Source organism: Pseudomonas putida (assembly GCF_050990305.1).
Taxonomy (GTDB): Bacteria; Pseudomonadota; Gammaproteobacteria; order Pseudomonadales; family Pseudomonadaceae; genus Aquipseudomonas; species Aquipseudomonas putida_AH.
On the sequence record NZ_CP158817.1, the window covers coordinates 787,881 to 808,529 of the forward strand.

The window sequence follows — 20,649 nt, forward strand, 5'->3', positions numbered from 1 at the left end:
GCCACCAAGCTGCCCAGCGTTCAGGACTTGAGTGGTTGGCAGGCTCTGAGTTAATAAAAAGATCGGTATTGAAGCAACCAGGGCAGCTCAACAGCTGCCCTGGTTGCTTCATGCGGGTTATTTCTTACCTCGTTCTGGGGAGCCGTTTGAGCACACCATGAAGCCGCAAGTAAGCCCTATAGTCTTTTTTCACTGACGTCACTGCTGGTAAAGGAGTAGCTCTACTACAGCACTTGCAGCTATTGCGGCCGGCGTAGAAATGATCCGCAATGTGAATGTAGCAGCGGTAAGACGGGGAACATACGGCGCGTAATTTTTCCCTTTTGAATTTGCCCCGACGTTGCGGGGTATGACGAGCGAGCGATTCAGATGAGCAAGAAAATTAGTGGCGCCGAGTACCCACTGGCGAAGATATTCAGTTCCGAGTTCGATTATGTGATCCCGCCGTATCAGCGACCTTATGCCTGGACCCGGGATCAGGCGGGCGAGCTGTTCGACGATCTGTTCGATTTCTTTGAAAAGGAGCCCGAGGACAGTTACTTCCTGGGTTCCATTGTCCTTATCAAGGATGAAGGAACGCCGCAGGCTGAAGTAATCGATGGACAACAGCGTTTGACCACGTTGACCATTCTGCTGGCTACCCTCACTTCGTTGTTGACCGGGGACAATCGTTCAGATTTTCAGCGCTTTATCCGTGAGCCGGGAAGTGTGGCTCAGCAGTTGGCGGCCAAACCGCGTTTGGCGCTGCGTGAGCGGGACCGTGCTTTCTTCGTACAGTATGTGCAAGAGCTCCAGTTCTCAGATCTGGCGAAGATTGATCCGGCGCAATTGGGCAATGAGTCGCAGCGCAACATACAGGCCAACGCTCGTCTGCTCCTGGAGCGCTTGGCAGAAAAGTTCGCGAGTAATGAGTCGCACCTTATCGCTTTTGGTTCCTTCCTAGTGATGCGCTGTTTCTTGGTGGCGGTCACTACTCCGAGCCAGCAGTCAGCGTTCCGGGTTTTCTCAGTGCTGAATAATCGGGGCCTGGATTTGCTGCCCACGGACATCATCAAGGCTGAGGTGATCGGCAAGCTGTCGGAGAGTAAGCGCGAGGCTTTCAATGACCGCTGGGAGGATCTGGAGGTCGCCACCGGGCGTGATGGCTTCAACGAGCTATTCGGTCATATCCGCATGATTTACGCCCGCTTCAAGGCGCGGCGGATGCTGCTGGAGGAGTTCCGCGACCACGTTCTTAGCAAAGTGGAGTCATCTGAAGCGCTTATCGAGCACGTAGTCGCCCCCTATGCCGAGGCGTATCTGATAGCGAAGAGCGCGCAGTACGTGTCTTCCTCGGCTGCCGACAAAATCAACGAGCTATTTACTTGGCTAAACCGGATCGACAACTCCGACTGGGTGCCGGTGGCGATTGCGTTCTTGGCACGTCACGGTGGCGATGCAAATACGGTACTGGATTTCGTTACCCGGCTGGAGCGCCTGGCGGCCTACCTGCATGTCACCGCTAAGAATGTGAACCAGCGGATCGAGCGCTACGCTCTTGTATTGGAGGATCTAGTCAACAGCACGCTGGATTACCGTATTGAATTAGCGCCGGTAGAGTGTGCCGATATGCTCCGGGCGCTAGATGGCAACGTCTACGAAATGACCGCTCGCCGGCGCAACTACGTGATTCTACGTCTGGACTCTTTTATGTCCGCTATGTCGGCCAACTACACGCCCAATGTGCTGACTATCGAGCATGTTCTACCGCAGACAGTCGATCCGGGCAGTGAGTGGGCGCGAACCTGGCCAGATGTCGATGATCGTGCACGCTGGCTGCATCGTCTAGCCAATTTGGTGCCGCTGACACGGGCGCGTAACTCCAAGGCGCTGAATTATGACTTCGATAAGAAGAAGTCGGCCTATTTTTCCGGTAGCAGCGGCGTTAACGCCTATGCCTTGACTAGCCAGGTTCTCCACGAGGCTGAGTGGACACCGATGGTTGCGGAACGTCGCCAGCAAAGCATGCTTGAGATACTTAGGTTGAGCTGGCGTCTAGTGTAATGGGTGTACACCTGCAAGCGAGAACAATGCATTAGCCTCCATCGAGCCATTGAATATAGCTGGGCAAAGGTTTTTGAACGGTTGTCCGCGCTTTCGGTCCTCAATCGAAGAATACGTGGCGCTTGCTCTGCGGATAGCGAAGGTTGTGTAGATGTCGACGATGACGTTGGCCTCTATCGGATCGAAGTCAACGAAGGACCAGATTCTATCAGGACGCGCGGGATGCTTTATTGAAGGCAAAAGTCGAGTGATTATGGGGATGGAAGTGTTGAGACTTATTTTGTTCAAATAAAAAATTAAGTTTAGAGGAACGGCTTTCCTCTGGATCGAATGGCTTGATTAGCCATTCGATCCAGAGGAGGTATTTCTGATCATTGTTAACCGCTACAGATAACCCCGCTCAGCCAATGACACACAGCCCTCATGCCCCACGACAACATGATCCAATATCCGAGTGCCGATCATGTTGAGAGCGTTCTTGAGGGTTGTGGTCAGCGTACGATCGGCTTGGCTGGGTTCGGGATCTCCTGATGGATGATTGTGAACCAGAATCACTGCCGCAGCGTTTTGATCCAGGGCGATCTTGACCACCTCTCGAGGGTACACGCTGGCACCATCCAACGTGCCTCTGAACAGCTCCCTAAACCCTATAATCCTGTGTTTGGTATCGAGCAGTAGCAGAGCAAAGACTTCGTGTTCATGGTATTGCAGCAGTGTTTGTAGATGGCTGAATACTTGCTTCGGCTCAGTCAAGGCCCGTCCTTTAGATAGGCGACTCATCGCGAGTTGTTGAGCCATCTGCAGGATGTCGGCCTCGGTGACTGGTGATTCCATGACATAAGTACCGGTCTCTTCACCGGCTATGAGCTTGTGATATTTCATGGGGACTCTCCTGGATTGGAAGACCGTGGTCATGTTGGAAGTTTGATCAGTGGGCGCGAGCGGAGTGGTCACTGCTGCTTTGGAGGTATATAGATTCCAGCTTCTGTGCCAGTGAGGTTTTGGCAGGGGCTGCTGGTTTGGGGGCTTCTTCCTCGCTGGGATGATCTTCAGCTGCGGGGAAGAACTCTTCGACGATAGCGCCGGTGTCCTCCTCGCTGTCTTCGAAGGCCCCGTTGTTAAAGCCCTGTCGTGCCGAGCGATCCAAGGCAGTCTGGTCAAAGCCAGAGACTTGTCGGGCTTCATCAAGCTGCTTGGCTTCCAGCAAGGCGTCTTCCATGCTCAAGCCACTGCGCACCGTGATATCCACGTAGAAGATCGGTGAGCCGTGACTCTGCCGAGTGGACTTTCCACGCAGACGCAGCTCCAGCGGCAGACAGGCCAGGCGATTGCCGGAGATGGCTTGGAAATACTGCAGGCGTGCAGCCAGGGTGCGAATGCTGTTGAACCCGGTAGTTCGAAACACAAAGCTGCCCAGCGGATCATCGTCGCCGATCACCACGTTCAGTCGTCCGTAAGGCTTACAGGCATTGCCTTGGGCCAGTGAACAGCCGTCGGGTGAAGGGCAGGGCAGTGTCTTGATCCCGCCCTCACACTGTCGCTTGCAGGTTTCCCCATTGCCAACGCACAGCGGCCGGCCAGTGGTGCGGTCGAACAGGCTGTAGTCGGCGCGAAAGTTCAGGTCCGGCTCGTTGAACAGCACGCGGATCGGAATGCTGCGCAGCTTGCCGTCCTGGCCATTGCGGAGTTCCTCATTGAGTGGGTGCAGCAACCAACCGTCGCGGTTTTGTACTTGCGAGGTAAGGGTGAACTGATCGTCTTTCTCGGGCATACGCTTGCCGTTTTTCTCGACAACTTTGCCGATGGAAATGCGCCCTAGCACCGGTGGGGTAATGGCTAAACCTTTGAGCATGGCGGTTCTCCTAGATCTGGAAATAAACAAGCCACCGGGACGTGAGCGGTCCGGGTGGCTTGGGGCGGGAATGGCTCAGATGATCAAAAAGCGACGACTGCCTGTTTTGATCTTGGGGTAGCGGGCCTGCAGGTAGGGTTTATCCTTGAGCATCTGTTCGACATCGAGCATGGTGCTGTCCTTGGACTTCTTCCAGCTGATATAGCCCTCGGTAAAATCGACACGAGCGGCTGCGCCCATGGCCTGCTGCAGGACTTGCTTGAGCTGCGCCTCGCGCGTCTCTTGCTGAGCAATGCTCTGGCGAACAGACTTGAGCTCCAAGTAAGTGCTGGCCAGCTCTGTGTGTTGACTGAAATCCAGAGTCTGGCCGTTATCCTCGGGATAAAGGCAGCGCAACGCGGCTTCTGCTGAGTCCGTACCATCGGCCGGTGGCGGGGTATCACTGACCACGTAATCCCAGAACAGCCGCTCAAGTTCGACCAGCCGATCAATCATCGATTCGTCCCGTTCGATGCGATGGATCTCTAGTTGCTGGCCACCCAGCAGTACGGCCACATCCGCCGCCTGCTTACCGGTCACGGCCAACTGGTGCATCACTTGCAACTGCACGTACTCGGGTACGCCCTCTTCCCAGAGGCGTGCGCCATTGATACCAGCAGTTTTGCATTCAAGGATCTGTACATCGTCGGCGCCGATGACCTCGCGGTCGATGTTGGCCAGCATCCAGGGCAGTTTAGGATCAGGATGCTGCAATACAGCATTGATACGTCGTACCCGGTGACCACTACGCTTGGTGTAATGCGATGCGACAATCGGTTCGAGGATGTTGCCCCAATAAGCAGGGCTCTCTTCATCATTGGGATCGAGCTTGGGCAGTGAGCTATCACGCCCGGTTTTCTCCAGCCACAGCTCCAACTGGGATTTGTAAGGGTTAAGGCCAACGGCCGCGGCGGCATCCGAGCTGCCGATGCCTTGTTTACGCACGGCCAGCCAGTCCTCGCGCGGCAGTTGTTTGGTGTTCACCAGACGCAGCGGGGGGCGGGATTTGTTGCTGGGTTGTTGCAGAGTTTTTGTGCCCATGTTGTTTTCCTGTGCGGCATAAAAACGCCCGGCCAGCAGAAGCTAACCAGGCGCATTTAGTTGAGTTGGTGGGTTGGGCTAGGCGGCAAGTTGCAACGCGGCGTTCAGTGCGCGCTCTTTGAGGGCTGCGCCGTTACCGAACCACGCAGAGTCCATACGATATTCAGTACTGCGTGCACGGCGCTCGTGATCGACATACTCGGTCACGGCGTTGAGCAAGCCCCACGCAGTTCCTTGGGCTGATTCAAGCGTCGCTCCACGACCTTGGCCTTCATACAGGTTTTGCACCTTACGCAGTGCTCGCTCATTCGGCAGGACTTCGGGCAACGGACTGTTCGGGTTGACGTCGCAAAGCACATTCATAAAGAAGCCCATGGCCTCATGCCACTGGACCTTGCGCTCCGCCAGTGCGCGCATGCGGTACATAAATTCATCCCATTGCGAGACGGCTATGCCCAGTTGTTTCTTCACTGCCTGCGGATCAAAGCGCGTGTTGTGCGGTACCTTGATTGCGCGGGTAGCGCCATTCAAGGAGATGGTTAGGGTGTTGTTGCAAACTACACGCACGGTGGTCGGGGTCGCGGTGGTGGCCAGCGTACCGTCACAGGAGGTGGCTAGCAGCAGATAGCCGTTCACCTGATCGTTACCCTTCAGTACGGTTGTCTGCCCCGTCCTGGCCAAAGCCCAGAACTTACGACCACCCTTGAGTATTCCAGCTGTTTCCAGCTCATAACCGGAGACCTCAGTCAGATCCCGGTAGAACTCCAAGACCTCGCGAGGCTGCACAACTTGGTAGCGGTTGGAAACTACCGACAAGGGGGACTTGGTGTCGGAGCGATACAGCACCTTCTGTTCCGGAAAGGAGTGAATCGTGCCTAGGTTGCCGACAGTGTCGGCCTTGAAGTGAACTGGACTTTCTTGAATCTGCCAGTTCATGCCAGCTTCGCGCTGCCAGACTTCCAGCGGTTGTTTTTGCGTCAGACGGTTACCCAAACCATGCCAAGGAGTAGCGCCTACGTATGCCATTTGTTCGACGAGATGAGCCATGGGAGTGATTCCTTTGGGTGTGCCGGCATAAGTGGTGCACTCGTGCAGCACTGGCCGGAGAATTTTGTAAGAGGATTAGGCTGGTAGGTTGAAGCGATGATTGCAGGCGAGGCAGAGGTTGTGGGCAAGCACATGGCGATCGAGCGACTCACCCATTTGGGCGCCTAGCGCACAGCCACCGACACCGCCGGCCAGGCCGCCTAGGATGGCGCCTGACACTGAGCCGAGGGTGATGCCGACGGGCCCAGCGATAGCACCGATAAGCGCACCAGCCTGACCACCTGCTAGAGCTGCGCTGACGCCACGGGCTGCACCGCCTACGGTGCCGATGGCAGCGCCGATTTTCATGGCGTGATGGAAAGAGGCAACTTTGGGGGAATGACAGCGAGGGCACTGTAATGACATGGGACGAACCTTCTCGTTGTTGATGTCATTATGGTTATGTAGGACTGAGATTTTTTTAATCGAAAGTCTCTGTTGCTAGCAGCTCGCCCAAGCGTGCGACGGGCTACAGTCGAGCCGAAGCGGGAACTCACCAGCGATTTGGATCGACAACCTTTACCAGGCCCATTTTGCGAACCGACATTCGACGGCTGGTTGCGATGTCCGGCTACTCTAGGTGTGGCTCATTTCTCCCAAGCAGTCTTATCCATGTTGAAGCCACTTCGTCCTAGAGATGTACCCGCGGGAAGGTATAGTGCCAAGGTCGAACAGGGGATCGCCTTGTAGCTGGCTCGACCATCGTGTTTACTGTGCCAGTATTAGTGCCGTCATGGCGCTAGCGCTGCTTTGACCAACATAAAGAGCCCAGGGAATCATGGCCGAGACGATAAACATCGCAAAGATGGCAGAGAAGCTGTCGAAGGGGATTTTCAACGAGTTTCTCTGGGGTCGCATGGAGCACACCAACATCAATTGGCCGTGCGAGAACCAGGAGGCACATGAGGTCAAGACCCATCCCTCTGATGTCGTCTTTTGGTACAACGAGCCCTATTCGCAGTCCCGCACCTATGTGAACTGCGATCTCAAGAGCTACGCGAAGGGCACCATCAAAACGAAGGCTATCCGGGAGGCGATCGAGAGTCTGGCCAAGAGTCTGCGATGCGCCGAGATCAGTCAGGAGTTTAGCGACACTTACATCCATCCGGATGTGTCGGCGAACATCCAGGGACTTCTTTTCGTCTACAACCACGATAATGAGTATGACAAGGACTTCGCCAAGATCCTTGAAAAGGTGAAGTGCGACGACTTGGACATCCCGAAGGGCTCTAAGATCGTTGTGATGGGGCCTGAGGATATTTACTGGCTAAACAACGTTCATCACGAAATCATCCACCTGCGCGGAGGTGCAGGTCTCGTGCCGGAGCGGGATTACTGCAAGTTCTATTACCCCCATCTGGTTCGCAGGAAGAATGTCCAATTGGAGCACGCCAAAGCTGCGACGCTGGATATGCTGACCGCTCCTTGGATCATCTTGTCCTATGTGAACCCCAAGAATGGGAGCAAGCAGGGCTTCGTGATCTTCATGCGTAAGCGGGGATTCACGACCGATGAGTTTCTATACCTCATCGAGTACCTGATGCACTACCAGGTAATAAAGGCCGAAACGGAGGTCACGATCCGCATGGTCGACCCGCATCAGAATGCTTCGGCCAATTTCGCCAAAGCCAAAGACCAGTACATCGCTGACTATCAGGGCGGAGGCGACCTTCGGCAGATCCTAGACTCCATTGACTTCGGAAAACTTGAACACGTACGCACCACCTTCTGTGAATTGGAGCTGTCTCGGCAATGAGCAAAAACGCGCTTCAGTACTGTGCTACGGATAAGGAAATCTACGATGCCTTGATGTCGGCTAAGCAGAAAATTAACGAAAAGGTTCTGCTTGAACTCGCGAAGGACAGGGGGATCTTCTACTCTGCCAAGGACAGCCGGGATGACTTGGTCAGTGCCATCTCGCTCCTCCCGCACGATTATCATGATCTGAACACCCTGCTGGAACAGCGGGAGCACTCTGGCCGACAGGAAAAACTCACTTCGGTAACGCTGCCAACCGCGCTGACCGTGGAAGGAATCCGTGAGGTCCTCCGGGAATACATTGAGGAATCTCCGGAAGACGAGAAGGTCACTCAGCAGATCAAGGACGGCAACCAAGTGGTCGCCAACATTAAGTACTCCGACGTCGACTATGGCAAGACGCGACTTGTCCAGCGCACACCGAAAGAAGCCTCGATCGAGTTCCACGTCTCGGCGGACAAGACGGTTATTCGGATGCCTGCGAACGACCGTGTGAAGGCTATCTTCTCGAAGCTCAAGGACAAGTTGGATACCAAGGCCAAGGCTGAGATTCCCACCATCCGCATCGAACTCGGCGAGTTTCAGTCATCAGCGCTGCGCACAGAGTTCTTTACGTCCCTGATCAGAGATCTCACGGGCTTTTCGCTGAAGAACGTCACTAGTGTGAGGGTTGAGCGCTTGCCCCAGGAGCCTGAGGAAGACGAGCTCGACCTGGACGATGACCAGGAAGCTGAGGTGGCCAAAGAGGAGGCCTTGGCTCTGGTCAAGAACGTCGCACTGAAAGGTGAGACACTTCTGGCGTCTGAGGAGTACCAGAGTCTGACCCGAAAGGGCTTCTTCATCACGTCGATCATCTGGCGCTCGTTGCTGAACAAGGCACCACAACCGATGGTGGAGTTTGAGGCCGCTTTTGAGGATCCGGTACAAGGGAAAGGTTTCAAGTACTTCGTCCGAGGCGCCTATCGTATCGTTGAGCTTCAGTACACCAAAACGATCCGACCGGTCAGCGCCGAAGACAAAGAAACCTATCTGGGCATCATCGAAGAAACCGCTGCGAAGGTTATCAGGGGGCTGAGAGCGCAAGCTCAAGCGGGCGCTGAGCCGCAAGGAGAACCGACATGAACAGGGTTAGATGGCTGAATGCCCAATGGCCCTCGTCGATTCGAGCTGTTGGGAAGAGGCTCATCGAGATGCCATTTACCGATGAAAGAATGGATGGCTTCGCTATAGAGCGAATCCGGGATGATTTCATCGAGGGACGTTACATCGAAAAGTACAATTACCAAGAGGTGATCTCGACTCCTTTTGGTAGTGAAGAGGTGTTTGATCGGATTGGGTACCGGACGACAGAGTTCACCCTTTTTGATTCGCCGCCCCACATCGAACTAAGGAGCTACCAGCGCAGTATCAAGGAATTGATCAGTCGCCTGCTTGAAGCTTGCAGTTTCAACCTAGTAGTAACGCCTCCTACGGTTAACCTGATTGAGTGGGTCTCGGCTCTGCAGGTTGCCGTGGATCAGGACATCACTGTCGACTCGCTCCAGGTCTCGGGCGTCGAAATAGACGACGGGGTGACGGGAAAAATCTTGCTCAAAGGGGTAAGGGATGTGCGCGAAGCTACTGATATCCTGCTAGCCGGCCGCAAGCATGTGCTGGAAAAAGTCCAAGTGAAATTCGCCGGCCTTAATAAGACAGTCGCCATTCAGCTGTCCAATAACGGCACTGCAAAGCTCCCAGCAGTACTACCGAACGATCTTCTTCGTCATTTGCGCGTTTCCTTTCCTCGCGGCGACAGCTGAAACAATTCCTTTGAGGTTTAGGTGTCTCTATCGCTTGTATCGACTGCTTGGCATATACACTGAGAGTGCGGGGCGAGCCCGATGCACAGTCCAGGCAGACGTCGGTCGTGGTCGAGTGATTGCTTATCACTGGTTGAAGCCACTCGTTAGCGTATTGAGACGACTTTTCGATCTTGGTTCTGACAGAGTGCTGACACTGACAGCCTCCCAGTGGCGGCTTCCTGAGTGTGCTTGCTCCACCAGTCCATCATAGGGCGTCTGCATTCGATGTAGTTCGTTCGGTTGTAGGCGCTGTGTATGTCGTCTTTACCGATATGAGCAAGCGCAACCTCGATCAGTTCAAGATCACGAGCTGTGCTCATTAAGGATGGTGCTCGCCATTGAGCGCATGCCATGACTTACCAGGCGCCCTTCGAAACTCATACGCTTCAGCGCCATGTTGGCGGTTTGGCTGTGTGAGCAGCCAGCGGAATCACTTCGTTTGTGATCGTGGGATTGGAAAGTCCCGCTACCTAAGCAATAACGGGATAACAAGCATCACCCCATAGCGTTTCCGGGTTATCCAGCATCAGCAAAATAACTACCGGCACCAGCTTGCCGAGAAGGTTCGAGCAGTCGCGCAGTTGATCTCGGTTCACACTGCTGTTCCAGGTTGCGCCCCCATGCATTACCTGATTACGCAATGTATAAATTCGATTGAACAGCACTCCGAGCACTGCCGGGGTATTGCGGTTGGCCAACGCTTGCTGCGCTGCTCGCCGACCGCTGGCAAAGCGCTCGGTCCACTGTTGCTCGCTGATCTTGCCGTTCTGGTGATCCCAGAAGCTCTGGAACACGAAGGGGTTGTCCAACAATGCGCGAATGCTGCCAGAGAACTCGGACCAGACCAGATTCTCGATCAGGTTGGCAGTGTCGAGCGCACAGAGTTTGTCCAGGAACGCCTTGAACGTGGATTGCTCGGAAAGGCGGTACTGTTCGTCGATATCGGTGGCGTAGGCCGAGTTGAAGGCAATCCACAGGAAGATAAAACGCCCATCGGCATCGTCAGCTTGCTCGGCACGACTGAGCCAGCTCAACGCCCGATGAACACGCAAGGTGAGATTGGGGTGATGATTTTCACGTTCCAGGCGATGACGGGTCTTGAGTGCTTGATGGTCCATGGATGCCGATCCTTGATGTCATGGGGCGTGCGAACGGGTAAGGGAGTGTCTGAAAACTTTACGCACTTTGTGCTAAACGCCGACGTTGGTAGAGAAGCGTCTATCAGGAGCTTCAGAACCTGCTCCGTTTGTTTACCTGTATGGACAGACAACGTGGACGGGGCCTTCTTATTTGCTTAGGGTATGGCTATTCGATATTACCTGCAAGGCAGTCTGCATGAAGCGCGAACAGTTCCTGGCACAACCTGAAGTTGAGTCTTTCGTTGCATGGCTGGCGGCGAACTTGCCGACGCTCACGTTCAAGCTTCGTTTCAAATCCAGCAAATTCGTGCCGGGCGGTTTACAGGCGGATGTCCGAGGTTTCGAGCAGGTGCTTAAGCACTATCGCTGGAAGGCAAGTTGGCAAGATACCAACCAAAGCTCGGTGGATTCACAAACCTGGGCTGAAACTCAACGTTCTCTCGGGCAACTTCGCGAGTGGCTGACGAGTGCGGTCAACCTAGGGGATGAACAACAAGCGCTTCAGGCGTGCTTGCAGATACTTCGTTGGGGTGGTGTCCGGGGAGCCATTCCATTTTTGCACCGTCTGGCCGCAAAGGGCGAGCTGTCGAGCTACCTGCAAAAAATGGCCGGGCTCATGTCGCTCGACGGCGACAATAATCTGAATGATCTCGACGCGATCAGTGTCGAGCGTTTCGATGCTGGCCTAACCAAGATTCACGCCTTGCTTGATGCGTCGGGGTCACCCATCTATGACAGTCGCGTCGGCGCAGCGATAGGCATGCTGTACTCGCTGTTTCGCCAACGATGGACGGGGAGTGGCAAACCCTTGCTGGCGTTCCCGTCCGGAGCCGCTCGTGGCAGCCAGATCCGCAATCCGGGAGCGTTCTTGAACGGTTTGCCGGCGCCGCAATTTTCGGTGATCGATTATGCCGCATGGGCACGTTGGCAGGTGCGGTTGGGGTGGATTATCCGAGCCCTGCTCGAGCGTACCGGCTGGTTTGCCGAACAAGGGGCTCTGTCCGCGCGGTGCCACGCCTTCGAGGCCAGCCTGTTTATGCTCGGCTATGACCTGCGGTGCTTTGGTGTGATGCTGGCGACTGATCCGAAGGCAGCAGTGCCAGTGATTGATGCGCAGAAAAGCGAACGTGAGGGCACTGGCTGGGTGCCTACCGGGCACCCCTTTAGTCAGGTTCTGAAGGATTATCTGGCTTTCCGCCACAGCGGTTCGCACGACAATAAAGCGTCCTTCGTTGCATGGTTGTTGACTAACCCGCGTAACGAGAACCCGCTCACGCGTGCCACCGCGCAGGGCTACTGTTTCGCGTTTTCCATTGATGAATTCGACCTGTTCGGCCGGCCGCTCGAAGAGCTCGAACGCATCGTCGACGGTGGCAAGGACGGATTGTGCGCGGCATTGGCCACCGAGACATTGGAACCGTTCACCCTGGGTGATGAACGGGCAAGCGTCTGTTTGGTGGATGTGTTGATCACGGGCAATGCGTATCTGCGGGCGACGACCGAAAAGGCACGTATCGACTACATCGTGAGCACCGGATATGCAGGTACCGAGAACTCTGCCAAGACGCTGATGGCGTTGGGGCGCAACGTGGGCAAGCATTTCGGGCTGCTCGATGCAGAACATTTGCCGACGAACTTGTTCGAGCAGTTTTTCCGCGGATGCTCGCTCGACGCCTGACTCACACACAACATTGAATCAGCGTGAAGCGTTCCTGGACGCTTCACCGGACTGGAAGCGACCATGCAAAGCCGAAACGGAATTCAGTTGTACTCTGCCTCAGATATTTGCGGTTTTCTTGAGTGCCAGCACCTAACGGCGCTGGACCTTCAGAACCTTGTCAGCCCTATGGAAAAAACGGCGGCAAGCGAGCAGAACCGTTTGATCCAGGACAAAGGTCTGGCCCATGAAGCGGCCTTTTTCGAACGGCTGAAAAACCAATACGCCAACGTTGTCGACATTGCCGAGGGCAATCCGAGTTTCGCGCGTCGGGTGGAACTGACCATCCAGGCCATGAAGGCCGGTGTCGATATCATCTTCCAGGCGTCGCTTCAGGAAGGTGCCTTTATTGGCCATGCCGACTTCCTGCGCAAAGTGCCGCGGGCGTCGGCGCTGGGCGACCACAGCTATGAGGTGATCGACACCAAACTGGCGAAAACGGCCAAGGCCAAGTTCCTTGTACAGGTTGCGCTTTATTCACGAATGCTGATCTCGATCCAAGGTGTGCAACCAACGTTTATGTATGTCGTACTCGGTGATGCTGCGCGTACCGAGCAGGCATTTCGGGTCGCTGACTACGCCGATTATCTGGAGCATGTGCTACAGCGTTTCGAAGCGTTCGTGAACAGTGCCAAGCGACCCGTTACTTACCCGGAGCCATGCGGGCATTGTGGGTTCTGCGCCTGGCGTGATCGCTGCGACGAACAACGACTGCAGGACGATCATCTCTCGGCGGTAGCGGGTATCAGCCGTTCGCAAATCAAGAAGTTACAGAGTGCCGGCGTGACCACATTGCACCAGTTGGCGGACAGTACTGACGACCTGCACATTCCAAAACTGCAGACAGAGTCATTGAGCAAGTTGCGGCATCAGGCGCGTTTGCAGTTCCAGGGGCGTTCCAGTGATGTCCCGCTATTCGAACTGCTTCCCGTGTCGGGTGAGCGACGTGGCTTTTATCGGATGCCCAAGGCGGTCGAGGGCGACCTGTTCTTCGATATGGAGGGCAATCCGCTGGAAGAGGGTGGTCTGGAATACCTCTTCGGTCTTTACATAGAGGAGGGTGGGCAGCAAATCTTCAAACCCTTTTGGGCGCATACCCGGGATGAAGAAAAGATCGCCTTCGAGCAGTTTATCGACTGGGTCATCGGCCATCTCAAGCGTTACCCCGACGCGCATATTTACCACTACGCCAGCTACGAAGAAACAGCTATTAAGCGACTGATGAGCCAACACGGGACGCGCGAAGCGCAAGTGGACTGGTTGCTGCGCAACGGCAAACTGATCGATCTGTACAAGGTCGTGCGCGAAGCTATCCGGGTGTCCGAGCCCAGCTACTCGATCAAGAATATCGAGCATTTTTACATGGGCCGGCGCGACGGCGACGTGACCAATGCTGGCGCGAGCATCGTGTTTTATGAGCGATGGAAAGAGACCGGCGAGTCGGCATTGCTTGAGCAAATCGAGCGTTATAACGAAGACGACGTGCTGTCCACTTACCTTTTGCGCAACTGGCTGCTGGAGATCAAGCCGTCAAATGCAGCCGCTTTTTTCGGGACTGAAGCCGAAAGCGAGAAGTCAGTCGTGGAGCAAAAGGAAATCGAGATTCTTCTGGAGAATTATCGCGTTCGTCTGCTGGGTGGTCTGCAAGCCGACGAAGAGGCCATGAGTGACGAGGATCAGGTCACGTTGCTCACCTTCCAGCTACTCGACTTCCACCGCCGTGCAGAGAAGCCAACGTGGTGGCAGCTGTTCAGTCGGCAGGACATGACAACCGAGGAGCTGCTGGAGGATATCGAGAGTCTGGCCGGTTTGCGGCGCACAAATACACCGCCTGAACCTAACAAGAAATCGTTTTTGTATGAGTACAGTTTCGACCCTCAAGAAACCAAAATGCGTACCGGTTCTCAGGGCGTCATCACCGAGTCCCTGGCCAGCGTACTGTTGGTTAATTTGGACCATGACAACGGTCTGGCGACATTCAAGGCTACCGAGAGAAATGCACCGCCTGATTACTTCGACATGATTCCCGGGAGGCCGATTCCGTCTACTTCGCTCCGCAAGGCGTTGTTCCGTTATGCCGACAGCCTCTTGGCCGGTGAACAGCGATTCCAGGCGGTTACCGACTTTCTAAATCGACGCGCTCCGCGGGTGAAGGGCATTAAGCCGGGTGGACCACTGCTTGATTCAAGCCTGCCGACGATTGATGCCATCAAGCAGGTGGTGCGAAACCTCGAGCACAGCGTGCTGTTTATTCAGGGGCCGCCAGGTGCAGGCAAGACCTACACCGGCTCGCACGTCATCGTTGACTTGCTCAAGGCGGGCAAGCGCATCGGCGTAACTTCCAATTCGCACCACGCCATCAATAACCTGCTGGCGGCGGTTGAATTTCGTGCGCAAGAAGAGGGATTCACTTTCACGGGATTGAAAAAGTCCTCGGAGGGCGAAGGCACGGAGTTCACCGGCCGCTGCATCCGTTCCATCGAGGAAAAAAAGGAGTTCCTCGATGCCTGGGGGCCGAACATTAACTTGACGGCCGGCACCGCCTGGCTATTTGCCGATCCCGTCTTCACCGAGCAACTGGATTACCTCTTCATCGACGAGGCTGGTCAGGTGAGTGTGGCGAATTTGGTCACGATGGGCTTGGCTGCGCGAAACATCGTCCTGATGGGCGACCAGATGCAATTGTCGCAGCCAGTGCAAGGCGTGCATCCGGGCCGCTCCGGCGATTCCATCCTCGACTATCTGTTGGATGGCACGCCCACAATCGCACCTGATCGTGGGGTGTTCCTGGCGCAAACCTGGCGGATGCACCCCAACGTTTGCTCGTTCATTTCGCAAGCCGTGTACGAAGGGCAACTTTCTTCGGCGCCCGGTACTGAGAAGCGGGTGTTGTTACTGGATGGCCAGCGACCGGAAGTGCCGAACAGCGGGCTGATGTTTTGCCCTGTGGAGCACGATGGCAACAGCCAGAGTTCGGACGAAGAAGCGGCGCAAGTCCAAGAGCTTTACGCATACTTCCTGCGCCAACGTTATGTGGATAACAAGGGCGTAGAGCACGCGATCTGCATCGAAAACATCCTGGTAGTAGCCCCGTATAACCTGCAAGTACAGTTGTTGAAACAGGTGCTGCCAGCGGGCGCTCGTGTCGGTACTGTGGATAAGTTTCAGGGGCAGGAAGCGGAGATTGTTATCGTATCGATGGCGACCTCGAATGAAGACTATTTGCCCAGAGACATTGGCTTCCTGTACTCGAAAAATCGCTTGAATGTAGCCGTCAGCCGGGCGAAATCGCTGGCCTGTATCGTCGCCAGCCCCGATCTAACTGCCATACGCTGCCTGACTCCGCACGACATGAGCCTAGTCAACGGTTTGTGCATGGCTGTCAGGTACGGGACGGCTGGCAATGCTCTCGCCCGGTGTGAGTAGTGCCATCAAGGGTTTTGTCATCTATCCGCAACAGGGAAGACAGTAATGCCATACACGCCCGCTTTGCTTCCTCTGCTGCAGAAGGCTTTGGCCTCGACGAGCTTTTGCGTTGATGACATGGAGGGGCTCGGCTTGGGGGACTGGCACGCTTCAGTGCTTCTCGACAATACGCAGTATCTGTCGTCGTTTGATCCGCTGGCGTTCAATGACCGGAATCTTGTGGGGGACACCCCACTGGACATCGCCTATCGGCTGAACCGAATCGCCCTGATCGAGAAGCTGGAGGCACTCGGTGCCTTGGGGGACAAGCAACTGCGGGGCTGGAAAGGCCTCGGCAGCTTCATGCCGCACGATAAATACATGCATCTTCCCGCCAGGCAGGGAAAAATAAAAACTCTTGAAACGCGTTTCCGGCTAGGCGGGAGTCTCAACCATCGTGATGTGGGCGGAAATACGCCTATTCATTGGCTCGCAATAAACGGCCACTTCAAGGCCGTCAAGTACTTCACTGATAACTACAATATGTTCGAACTTGATATGAACGCGAAGAACAACGAGGGCAATACCGCTCGAAATCTGGCCATCCTCTATGGCCATAACGACATCGCTGAGCAACTGCTGATCCGGGAGATCAACAACTGCATCAGCGCTGCGCGTATCTGGCACGAGATGTCGGCCGGGTGGACATGGATGTTGCCGAGTCGAAACGCCTGACAGACAGCGATCGACTCGGGGCAACACGCCTTCGCCCAAAGGATTGAGGATCAGTCATGCATGAGCCAGGGGCGCAGCTCCTTGAGGTTGGTTGCCACGATTTGCTGGGCCTCGGGGTTAGTGGCCTGGTTTCTCGGGTCGATCTGATAGCGTTGCAATACGTACTTCACCAGCGCCCTGCGACTGGGCACCACGAGCTGGCCATCAATCATGCCGAAGTCGGTTTCGATGATTGACTTCTGCGCCGCGTTCAATCGCCCATCGGCGGCAAATATCACCGGTATTTCGGTGTTCCAGTCTTCATCCAGCTCACGAGTGTTTGGCGATTCGTCGAGCAAATCCGGCTGGCCCCGTAGACGGCTGAGCACAAAGTCGCGGTACTGGCCGTTCTTCTCGCAGTAAGCCCGCACATGCCAGCGCATACCGGTGTAGACCAGCGTGTGAGGGGCTATGAGGCGAATCTCCACGTTCGGAGTATTGAGCGACACGTACTCGGTTTCCAGGCGCAGGCCGTCGCGACAGGCCTTGAGCAATGGGCGCAGGACTTCCGGCCGAATTGGACGATCCGGGACTTCCAGCACCTTGGTGTGGGCGTAGGCTAGGGCGAGTCCATCGATGTGCGGGGCGCGTTCGTTGTTCTGATAGAGCAGGTGCAAATAGGCGCTGGCGCTGTTGTCGATGAACAGCGGCGTGAACGTCTTGCTGGGCACGTAACCTTTTATTTTTTTGTCATATGTAAGATTTTTAGGCGCATGTTCTGTGATGTAGGTGTTGATGTCCTTGGACGCCTGCTGACGGCTGATGCCGAAGCTCTGCATCAAGTGTCCCGTGGTCAACCGGCCCTCCCACCAGGCAACGGTCTCAATCAAACGATAGCGAAGTGCCAGATCCCAGCGGACCTGTTCGATGGACTGCTTGCGTTTCATACCCTCTCCATGTGCGCGAATACTTTACCTGTATAAGTCTACATTCTAGACCTGTCGTTAAACACTACATATCGTGTGTCTGTCTTCAAAATGAATTGAAGTCACGAAAGGAAGTGGACATGAGTATGTCGGAAGCGGTTTCGACGGGTGCATTGCTGATGATGGGAGCAATCCTGCTGGTGTTACTGCATCAGTGTCTGAGATTGCGTGAGCTCTGGCAGATGGCTATGGGCTGCCAAAAAAATGTGCGCTGGGCGCGGATCTGGGAAATGGAAAACCGCGAACTGCGTTCGGCGTTGCGAGCCGAGAAAGAGCACGTCCAGCAGTTGCAAAGAAAGCTGGTGATTCTGCAGGAATTGATCCCTGCAGAGGGATGAGGAAAGGACATGAACAGACTTGAATGGATCAAGGGTTGCCTGCTCGGCGGCGCCGTCGGAGATGCGCTAGGCGCCCCAGTGGAGTTTCTCGAGTGGTCTGCAATTGAAGCTAAGTTCGGTCCGCAAGGTATCGTTGATTTTGCCCCTGCTTTCGGTACCACCGGCGCCATCACCGACGACACGCAGATGATGCTTTTCACCGCAGAAGGCTTGCTACGGGCTTATGTGTGCGGCAGCTCAAGAGGGCCTTGCCACGTCCCCAGCATTATTCACCATTCGTTGCTGCGCTGGCTGATAACCCAGGACTACCCTACGGCGATGCCGATCGGCGTGGACGGCTGGCTGATCAAGCAATCGGAGCTCTGGTCTCGGCGTGCCCCTGGCACTACTTGCCTAGGTGCACTCAAGGCCAGTCCGCGGCTGGGCGCAGTTGCCGAGAACAACAGCAAAGGCTGTGGCGCCTTGATGCGCGTTGCGCCCTGCGCCTTCTTTGCAAACGCCTTTGACTACGCTGTCCAGTCAGGGCGCCTGACTCACGGACACCCTACGGGCTACCTGGCGGCCGGGTTGTTTGCCGATATTCTCCAGCGCATTGTCGATCGGCAAGACAGCCTGGAACACGCAGTCACTCAGAGCCTGGCCCAATATGGACAAGTGCCCGGTATGGAAGAAATACGGAGCCTCATTGAGCGCGTACTTTTCTTCTTTTACGAGGGCTACCAGCCCACTCCGCAACGAATAGGCGAGCTCGGTGGCGGATGGGTCGCCGAAGAAACGCTGGCTATCGGATTGTGGTGTGCCCTGGCAGCGCCTTCGTTCGAAGAAGGCGTAATCACGGCGGTGAATCACAGTGGCGATAGCGACAGTACCGGGCTCATCGCCGGGCACTTGTTGGGTGTTCAGTATGGTGCTGCAGCGATTCCTGCTCGGTGGTTCGAGCAATTGGAGCTGCGCGAAGTGATTGTGCAAGTCGCCGAGGACATGGAGCGCATTCCGCGTGAGTACTGTGGATTTGGTGGAGTGTTCGATCAGCAGATCGAGTTGGCGTATCCCGGTAGTTGAGAGCGCTGATGGAGACGACTATGGATAAATTTTCAGGAGAGCTGCGATGCCTATAAGGCCCAGGCCATTTACGTTTGTGTGTGGTGAATGTGGTTGGAAGAAAACGATGGCACCCCAGAGTGATGCGCTGGGACCGGGGGAGTGGTTCAAGCAGTGCCCGAAATGCGGGAGCGAATCGTTGAAGATGCGCGATGCGGGGTGGGTTGATCGGACGTTAGCAGGGTTGCTTCTGCGTCTCTAAGTGCATGTCCAGTGATATCTGGGTGGGGTCGCATGGCAAAAGGCCATTCGTTAGCGAGACCATAGGCACTTTGCCGGGTATCATTTCTTTTTTTTGTCACCCTTGCTGAACCCCAAAGGACACTCTGCCATGAGCCAATCAGACGGATTTTCTATGTCGAACGTTTCCGAGCCGATGCTTAACGATGAAAAAGAGCACGAGCGCCAAGCAGATCTGCTGAGCCAAGTCGCATTCGTTGACTCCGGTAATGCGCCCAAGGCTGTAGAGGTCATTTGGAGCTTCATTCGTTCCTACGACCAGCATCGCCACGAGGTGCCCCTGGATCAGTGGCTCACGCATGAATTCAACAAGTATCCGCATCTCTGGGAAAACAACGCCGAAGTCGAAAGTGTCGCGCGCTCGCTCATCGAGTCGATCACGCGTACCAATCAGCATAAAGAGTCGTTGCAACGACATCTCGACAAGGGGAAAAGCACGGCTAACTGGCTGGCCAAGGAGCTGGAGCAGGACGCTCAGGACAATCCCGACCTGAATCTGGGCGAGTACGCCGGACATGTGAAGGACATGCTGGAGTCGGCCAACGTATCGCTGATGCAGACACTCAAGCCAGATGTTCGTCACACTACGGTACCAGCCGGCGTCGCCATTGGCGGTACGACAGTCACTACGGAAAAACAACCGACTATCTGGGACGAAAACTCCCGTTTGGCCATTGCCAAGGACATCAACAATCAGGCGTTGCTCAATGCGGCGCTGAATGCTTCCTGCCATGGTGCCCGCATCCTCGGGCAGCGCACCTGGAACTGGATGCGTGGCCATGAAAACGCACCGGTCAGTGTGGCCCTGCAGGAATTTTTCGATAGTTCGCTGAAGTCCACCCGGCATATCGGTGCGCAGGTTGCCGTTTCCGGTGGCGTGGTAATTGCTGCCAAAAGCGGTTGGCTGAGTTTTTTTCGCGATACGCCAACCGAGGTGATCGCGACTACTACCTATACGGGCCTGGAGCGTTCCAAGGCGTTGTATAAGCTAGGGCAGGGCGACCTCCTCGCCGATACCGCAATTAATGCCATCGAGCAGACAACCATGGTGGCCGCTCGCTCGCTGGCGCAAGTAGTCGAACAAAAAGGCACCCAACTTGGCGCCAAATGGGGAGCTGCGTTAGGTTCCGTTTTTGGTCCTGGAGGAACGGCTGTGGGTGGTCTTGTTGGCGGCATTGCCGGTCGTTTAGCGGGGAAGGCGGTGGGCACGCTTATTGAAAAGGGTGGCAGGAAGATTGTCGAGGTTGCCAGCAAGGTAGTCCGCAAAGTGACTGAGAGCATTAAAGAGGCCGCCGTCGCTGTAGTGGATGGCTTCAGGAATTTTGTTAGCGGTCTGTTTAGCTGAGAGC

17 protein-coding genes and 1 pseudogene are annotated in these 20,649 nt (G+C 55.4%); 10 read left to right on the forward strand and 8 right to left on the reverse strand.

Features of this window, described 5'->3' with window-relative positions:
* Positions 1 to 369: 369 nt before the first annotated feature.
* Complete coding sequence (locus ABTV22_RS03515) at positions 370 to 2,043, forward strand: DUF262 domain-containing protein (RefSeq protein WP_433738584.1); 1,674 nt, start codon at positions 370 to 372, stop codon at positions 2,041 to 2,043.
* A 384-nt stretch (positions 2,044 to 2,427) separates the two neighbouring features.
* On the opposite strand, the gene radC is transcribed toward ABTV22_RS03515, so the two are convergent.
* The 5 genes from radC to ABTV22_RS03540 all read right to left on the reverse strand — a co-directional run bounded on the left by radC (position 2,428) and on the right by ABTV22_RS03540 (position 6,427).
* Positions 2,428 to 2,925 carry a RadC family protein gene (radC, locus tag ABTV22_RS03520; RefSeq protein WP_433738585.1) on the reverse strand — a complete coding sequence of 166 codons (498 nt, stop codon included), beginning with the start codon at positions 2,923 to 2,925 and terminating at the stop codon, positions 2,428 to 2,430.
* 46 nt (positions 2,926 to 2,971) lie between these two features.
* Positions 2,972 to 3,895: a hydrolase or metal-binding protein gene (locus tag ABTV22_RS03525; RefSeq protein ID WP_433738586.1), complete on the reverse strand. Its 924-nt coding sequence runs from the start codon at positions 3,893 to 3,895 to the stop codon at positions 2,972 to 2,974.
* A 75-nt stretch (positions 3,896 to 3,970) separates the two neighbouring features.
* Entirely contained in the window at positions 3,971 to 4,975 is a 1,005-nt protein-coding gene (locus tag ABTV22_RS03530) for a YqaJ viral recombinase family protein (RefSeq protein ID WP_433738587.1), read from the reverse strand.
* Positions 4,976 to 5,053: 78 nt separating this feature from the next.
* Positions 5,054 to 6,022 (reverse strand): DUF932 domain-containing protein, encoded by a 969-nt coding sequence (locus ABTV22_RS03535; protein WP_433738588.1) that lies wholly within the window; start codon positions 6,020 to 6,022, stop codon positions 5,054 to 5,056.
* A gap of 75 nt (positions 6,023 to 6,097) precedes the next feature.
* Positions 6,098 to 6,427 (reverse strand): hypothetical protein, encoded by a 330-nt coding sequence (locus ABTV22_RS03540; RefSeq protein WP_433738589.1) that lies wholly within the window; start codon positions 6,425 to 6,427, stop codon positions 6,098 to 6,100.
* A 412-nt stretch (positions 6,428 to 6,839) separates the two neighbouring features.
* Here ABTV22_RS03540 and ABTV22_RS03545 point away from each other — a divergent pair, with 412 nt between their 5' ends.
* From ABTV22_RS03545 to ABTV22_RS03555, 3 genes are read left to right on the forward strand one after another with little or no spacing between them, the layout of a single operon-like run.
* Positions 6,840 to 7,817 carry a hypothetical protein gene (locus tag ABTV22_RS03545; protein ID WP_433738590.1) on the forward strand — a complete coding sequence of 326 codons (978 nt, stop codon included), beginning with the start codon at positions 6,840 to 6,842 and terminating at the stop codon, positions 7,815 to 7,817.
* Positions 7,814 to 8,941 (forward strand): hypothetical protein, encoded by a 1,128-nt coding sequence (locus ABTV22_RS03550; protein WP_433738591.1) that lies wholly within the window; start codon positions 7,814 to 7,816, stop codon positions 8,939 to 8,941. The genes ABTV22_RS03545 and ABTV22_RS03550 overlap by 4 nt, the downstream gene beginning before the upstream one ends.
* Positions 8,938 to 9,618 carry a hypothetical protein gene (locus ABTV22_RS03555; RefSeq protein WP_433738592.1) on the forward strand — a complete coding sequence of 227 codons (681 nt, stop codon included), beginning with the start codon at positions 8,938 to 8,940 and terminating at the stop codon, positions 9,616 to 9,618. The genes ABTV22_RS03550 and ABTV22_RS03555 overlap by 4 nt, the downstream gene beginning before the upstream one ends.
* A 146-nt stretch (positions 9,619 to 9,764) precedes the next feature.
* Here the strand turns inward: ABTV22_RS03555 and ABTV22_RS03560 are convergent.
* Together ABTV22_RS03560 and ABTV22_RS03565 are read right to left on the reverse strand one after the other, a co-directional pair.
* A pseudogene (locus ABTV22_RS03560) lies at positions 9,765 to 10,074 on the reverse strand (integrase); the annotation flags it as partial.
* 56 nt (positions 10,075 to 10,130) lie between these two features.
* On the reverse strand, positions 10,131 to 10,778 hold the full coding sequence (locus ABTV22_RS03565; RefSeq protein WP_433738593.1) for a hypothetical protein: 648 nt from the start codon (positions 10,776 to 10,778) through the stop codon (positions 10,131 to 10,133).
* Positions 10,779 to 10,995: 217 nt separating this feature from the next.
* Here ABTV22_RS03565 and ABTV22_RS03570 point away from each other — a divergent pair, with 217 nt between their 5' ends.
* From ABTV22_RS03570 to ABTV22_RS03580, 3 genes are all read left to right on the forward strand, one after another.
* Positions 10,996 to 12,477 (forward strand): hypothetical protein, encoded by a 1,482-nt coding sequence (locus ABTV22_RS03570; RefSeq protein WP_433738594.1) that lies wholly within the window; start codon positions 10,996 to 10,998, stop codon positions 12,475 to 12,477.
* A gap of 63 nt (positions 12,478 to 12,540) precedes the next feature.
* Positions 12,541 to 15,942 carry a TM0106 family RecB-like putative nuclease gene (locus ABTV22_RS03575; protein WP_433738595.1) on the forward strand — a complete coding sequence of 1,134 codons (3,402 nt, stop codon included), beginning with the start codon at positions 12,541 to 12,543 and terminating at the stop codon, positions 15,940 to 15,942.
* Between the two features lie 45 nt (positions 15,943 to 15,987).
* Positions 15,988 to 16,656 (forward strand): ankyrin repeat domain-containing protein, encoded by a 669-nt coding sequence (locus ABTV22_RS03580; protein ID WP_433738596.1) that lies wholly within the window; start codon positions 15,988 to 15,990, stop codon positions 16,654 to 16,656.
* A gap of 50 nt (positions 16,657 to 16,706) precedes the next feature.
* Here the strand turns inward: ABTV22_RS03580 and ABTV22_RS03585 are convergent, their stop codons facing one another.
* Positions 16,707 to 17,582, reverse strand: a complete 876-nt coding sequence (locus ABTV22_RS03585; protein ID WP_154949546.1) for a WYL domain-containing protein — start codon at positions 17,580 to 17,582, stop codon at positions 16,707 to 16,709.
* A gap of 119 nt (positions 17,583 to 17,701) precedes the next feature.
* Between ABTV22_RS03585 and ABTV22_RS03590 the strand changes: the two genes are divergently transcribed.
* The 3 genes from ABTV22_RS03590 to ABTV22_RS03600 all read left to right on the forward strand — a co-directional run bounded on the left by ABTV22_RS03590 (position 17,702) and on the right by ABTV22_RS03600 (position 20,645).
* On the forward strand, positions 17,702 to 17,959 hold the full coding sequence (locus tag ABTV22_RS03590; RefSeq protein WP_127650044.1) for a hypothetical protein: 258 nt from the start codon (positions 17,702 to 17,704) through the stop codon (positions 17,957 to 17,959).
* A 9-nt stretch (positions 17,960 to 17,968) separates the two neighbouring features.
* Positions 17,969 to 19,021, forward strand: coding sequence for an ADP-ribosylglycohydrolase family protein (locus tag ABTV22_RS03595; protein WP_433738597.1), 1,053 nt, complete (start codon positions 17,969 to 17,971; stop codon positions 19,019 to 19,021).
* Between the two features lie 370 nt (positions 19,022 to 19,391).
* A complete protein-coding gene (locus ABTV22_RS03600; protein WP_433738598.1) occupies positions 19,392 to 20,645 on the forward strand; it encodes a glycine zipper family protein in 1,254 nt (417 codons plus the stop codon).
* The last annotated feature ends 4 nt before the right edge of the window (positions 20,646 to 20,649 follow it).

Coding starts and splice junctions, on each gene's coding strand:
- radC (WP_433738585.1), bottom strand. CDS start 2,925: ATGAAATATCACAAGCTCATAGCCGGTGAAGAGACCGGTACTTATGTC.
- ABTV22_RS03595 (WP_433738597.1), top strand. CDS start 17,969: ATGAACAGACTTGAATGGATCAAGGGTTGCCTGCTCGGCGGCGCCGTC.
- ABTV22_RS03550 (WP_433738591.1), top strand. CDS start 7,814: ATGAGCAAAAACGCGCTTCAGTACTGTGCTACGGATAAGGAAATCTAC.
- ABTV22_RS03585 (WP_154949546.1), bottom strand. CDS start 17,582: ATGAAACGCAAGCAGTCCATCGAACAGGTCCGCTGGGATCTGGCACTT.
- ABTV22_RS03600 (WP_433738598.1), top strand. CDS start 19,392: ATGAGCCAATCAGACGGATTTTCTATGTCGAACGTTTCCGAGCCGATG.
- ABTV22_RS03565 (WP_433738593.1), bottom strand. CDS start 10,778: ATGGACCATCAAGCACTCAAGACCCGTCATCGCCTGGAACGTGAAAAT.
- ABTV22_RS03570 (WP_433738594.1), top strand. CDS start 10,996: ATGAAGCGCGAACAGTTCCTGGCACAACCTGAAGTTGAGTCTTTCGTT.
- ABTV22_RS03575 (WP_433738595.1), top strand. CDS start 12,541: ATGCAAAGCCGAAACGGAATTCAGTTGTACTCTGCCTCAGATATTTGC.
- ABTV22_RS03515 (WP_433738584.1), top strand. CDS start 370: ATGAGCAAGAAAATTAGTGGCGCCGAGTACCCACTGGCGAAGATATTC.
- ABTV22_RS03590 (WP_127650044.1), top strand. CDS start 17,702: ATGAGTATGTCGGAAGCGGTTTCGACGGGTGCATTGCTGATGATGGGA.
- ABTV22_RS03535 (WP_433738588.1), bottom strand. CDS start 6,022: ATGGCTCATCTCGTCGAACAAATGGCATACGTAGGCGCTACTCCTTGG.
- ABTV22_RS03555 (WP_433738592.1), top strand. CDS start 8,938: ATGAACAGGGTTAGATGGCTGAATGCCCAATGGCCCTCGTCGATTCGA.
- ABTV22_RS03545 (WP_433738590.1), top strand. CDS start 6,840: ATGGCCGAGACGATAAACATCGCAAAGATGGCAGAGAAGCTGTCGAAG.
- ABTV22_RS03580 (WP_433738596.1), top strand. CDS start 15,988: ATGCCATACACGCCCGCTTTGCTTCCTCTGCTGCAGAAGGCTTTGGCC.
- ABTV22_RS03540 (WP_433738589.1), bottom strand. CDS start 6,427: ATGTCATTACAGTGCCCTCGCTGTCATTCCCCCAAAGTTGCCTCTTTC.
- ABTV22_RS03525 (WP_433738586.1), bottom strand. CDS start 3,895: ATGCTCAAAGGTTTAGCCATTACCCCACCGGTGCTAGGGCGCATTTCC.
- ABTV22_RS03530 (WP_433738587.1), bottom strand. CDS start 4,975: ATGGGCACAAAAACTCTGCAACAACCCAGCAACAAATCCCGCCCCCCG.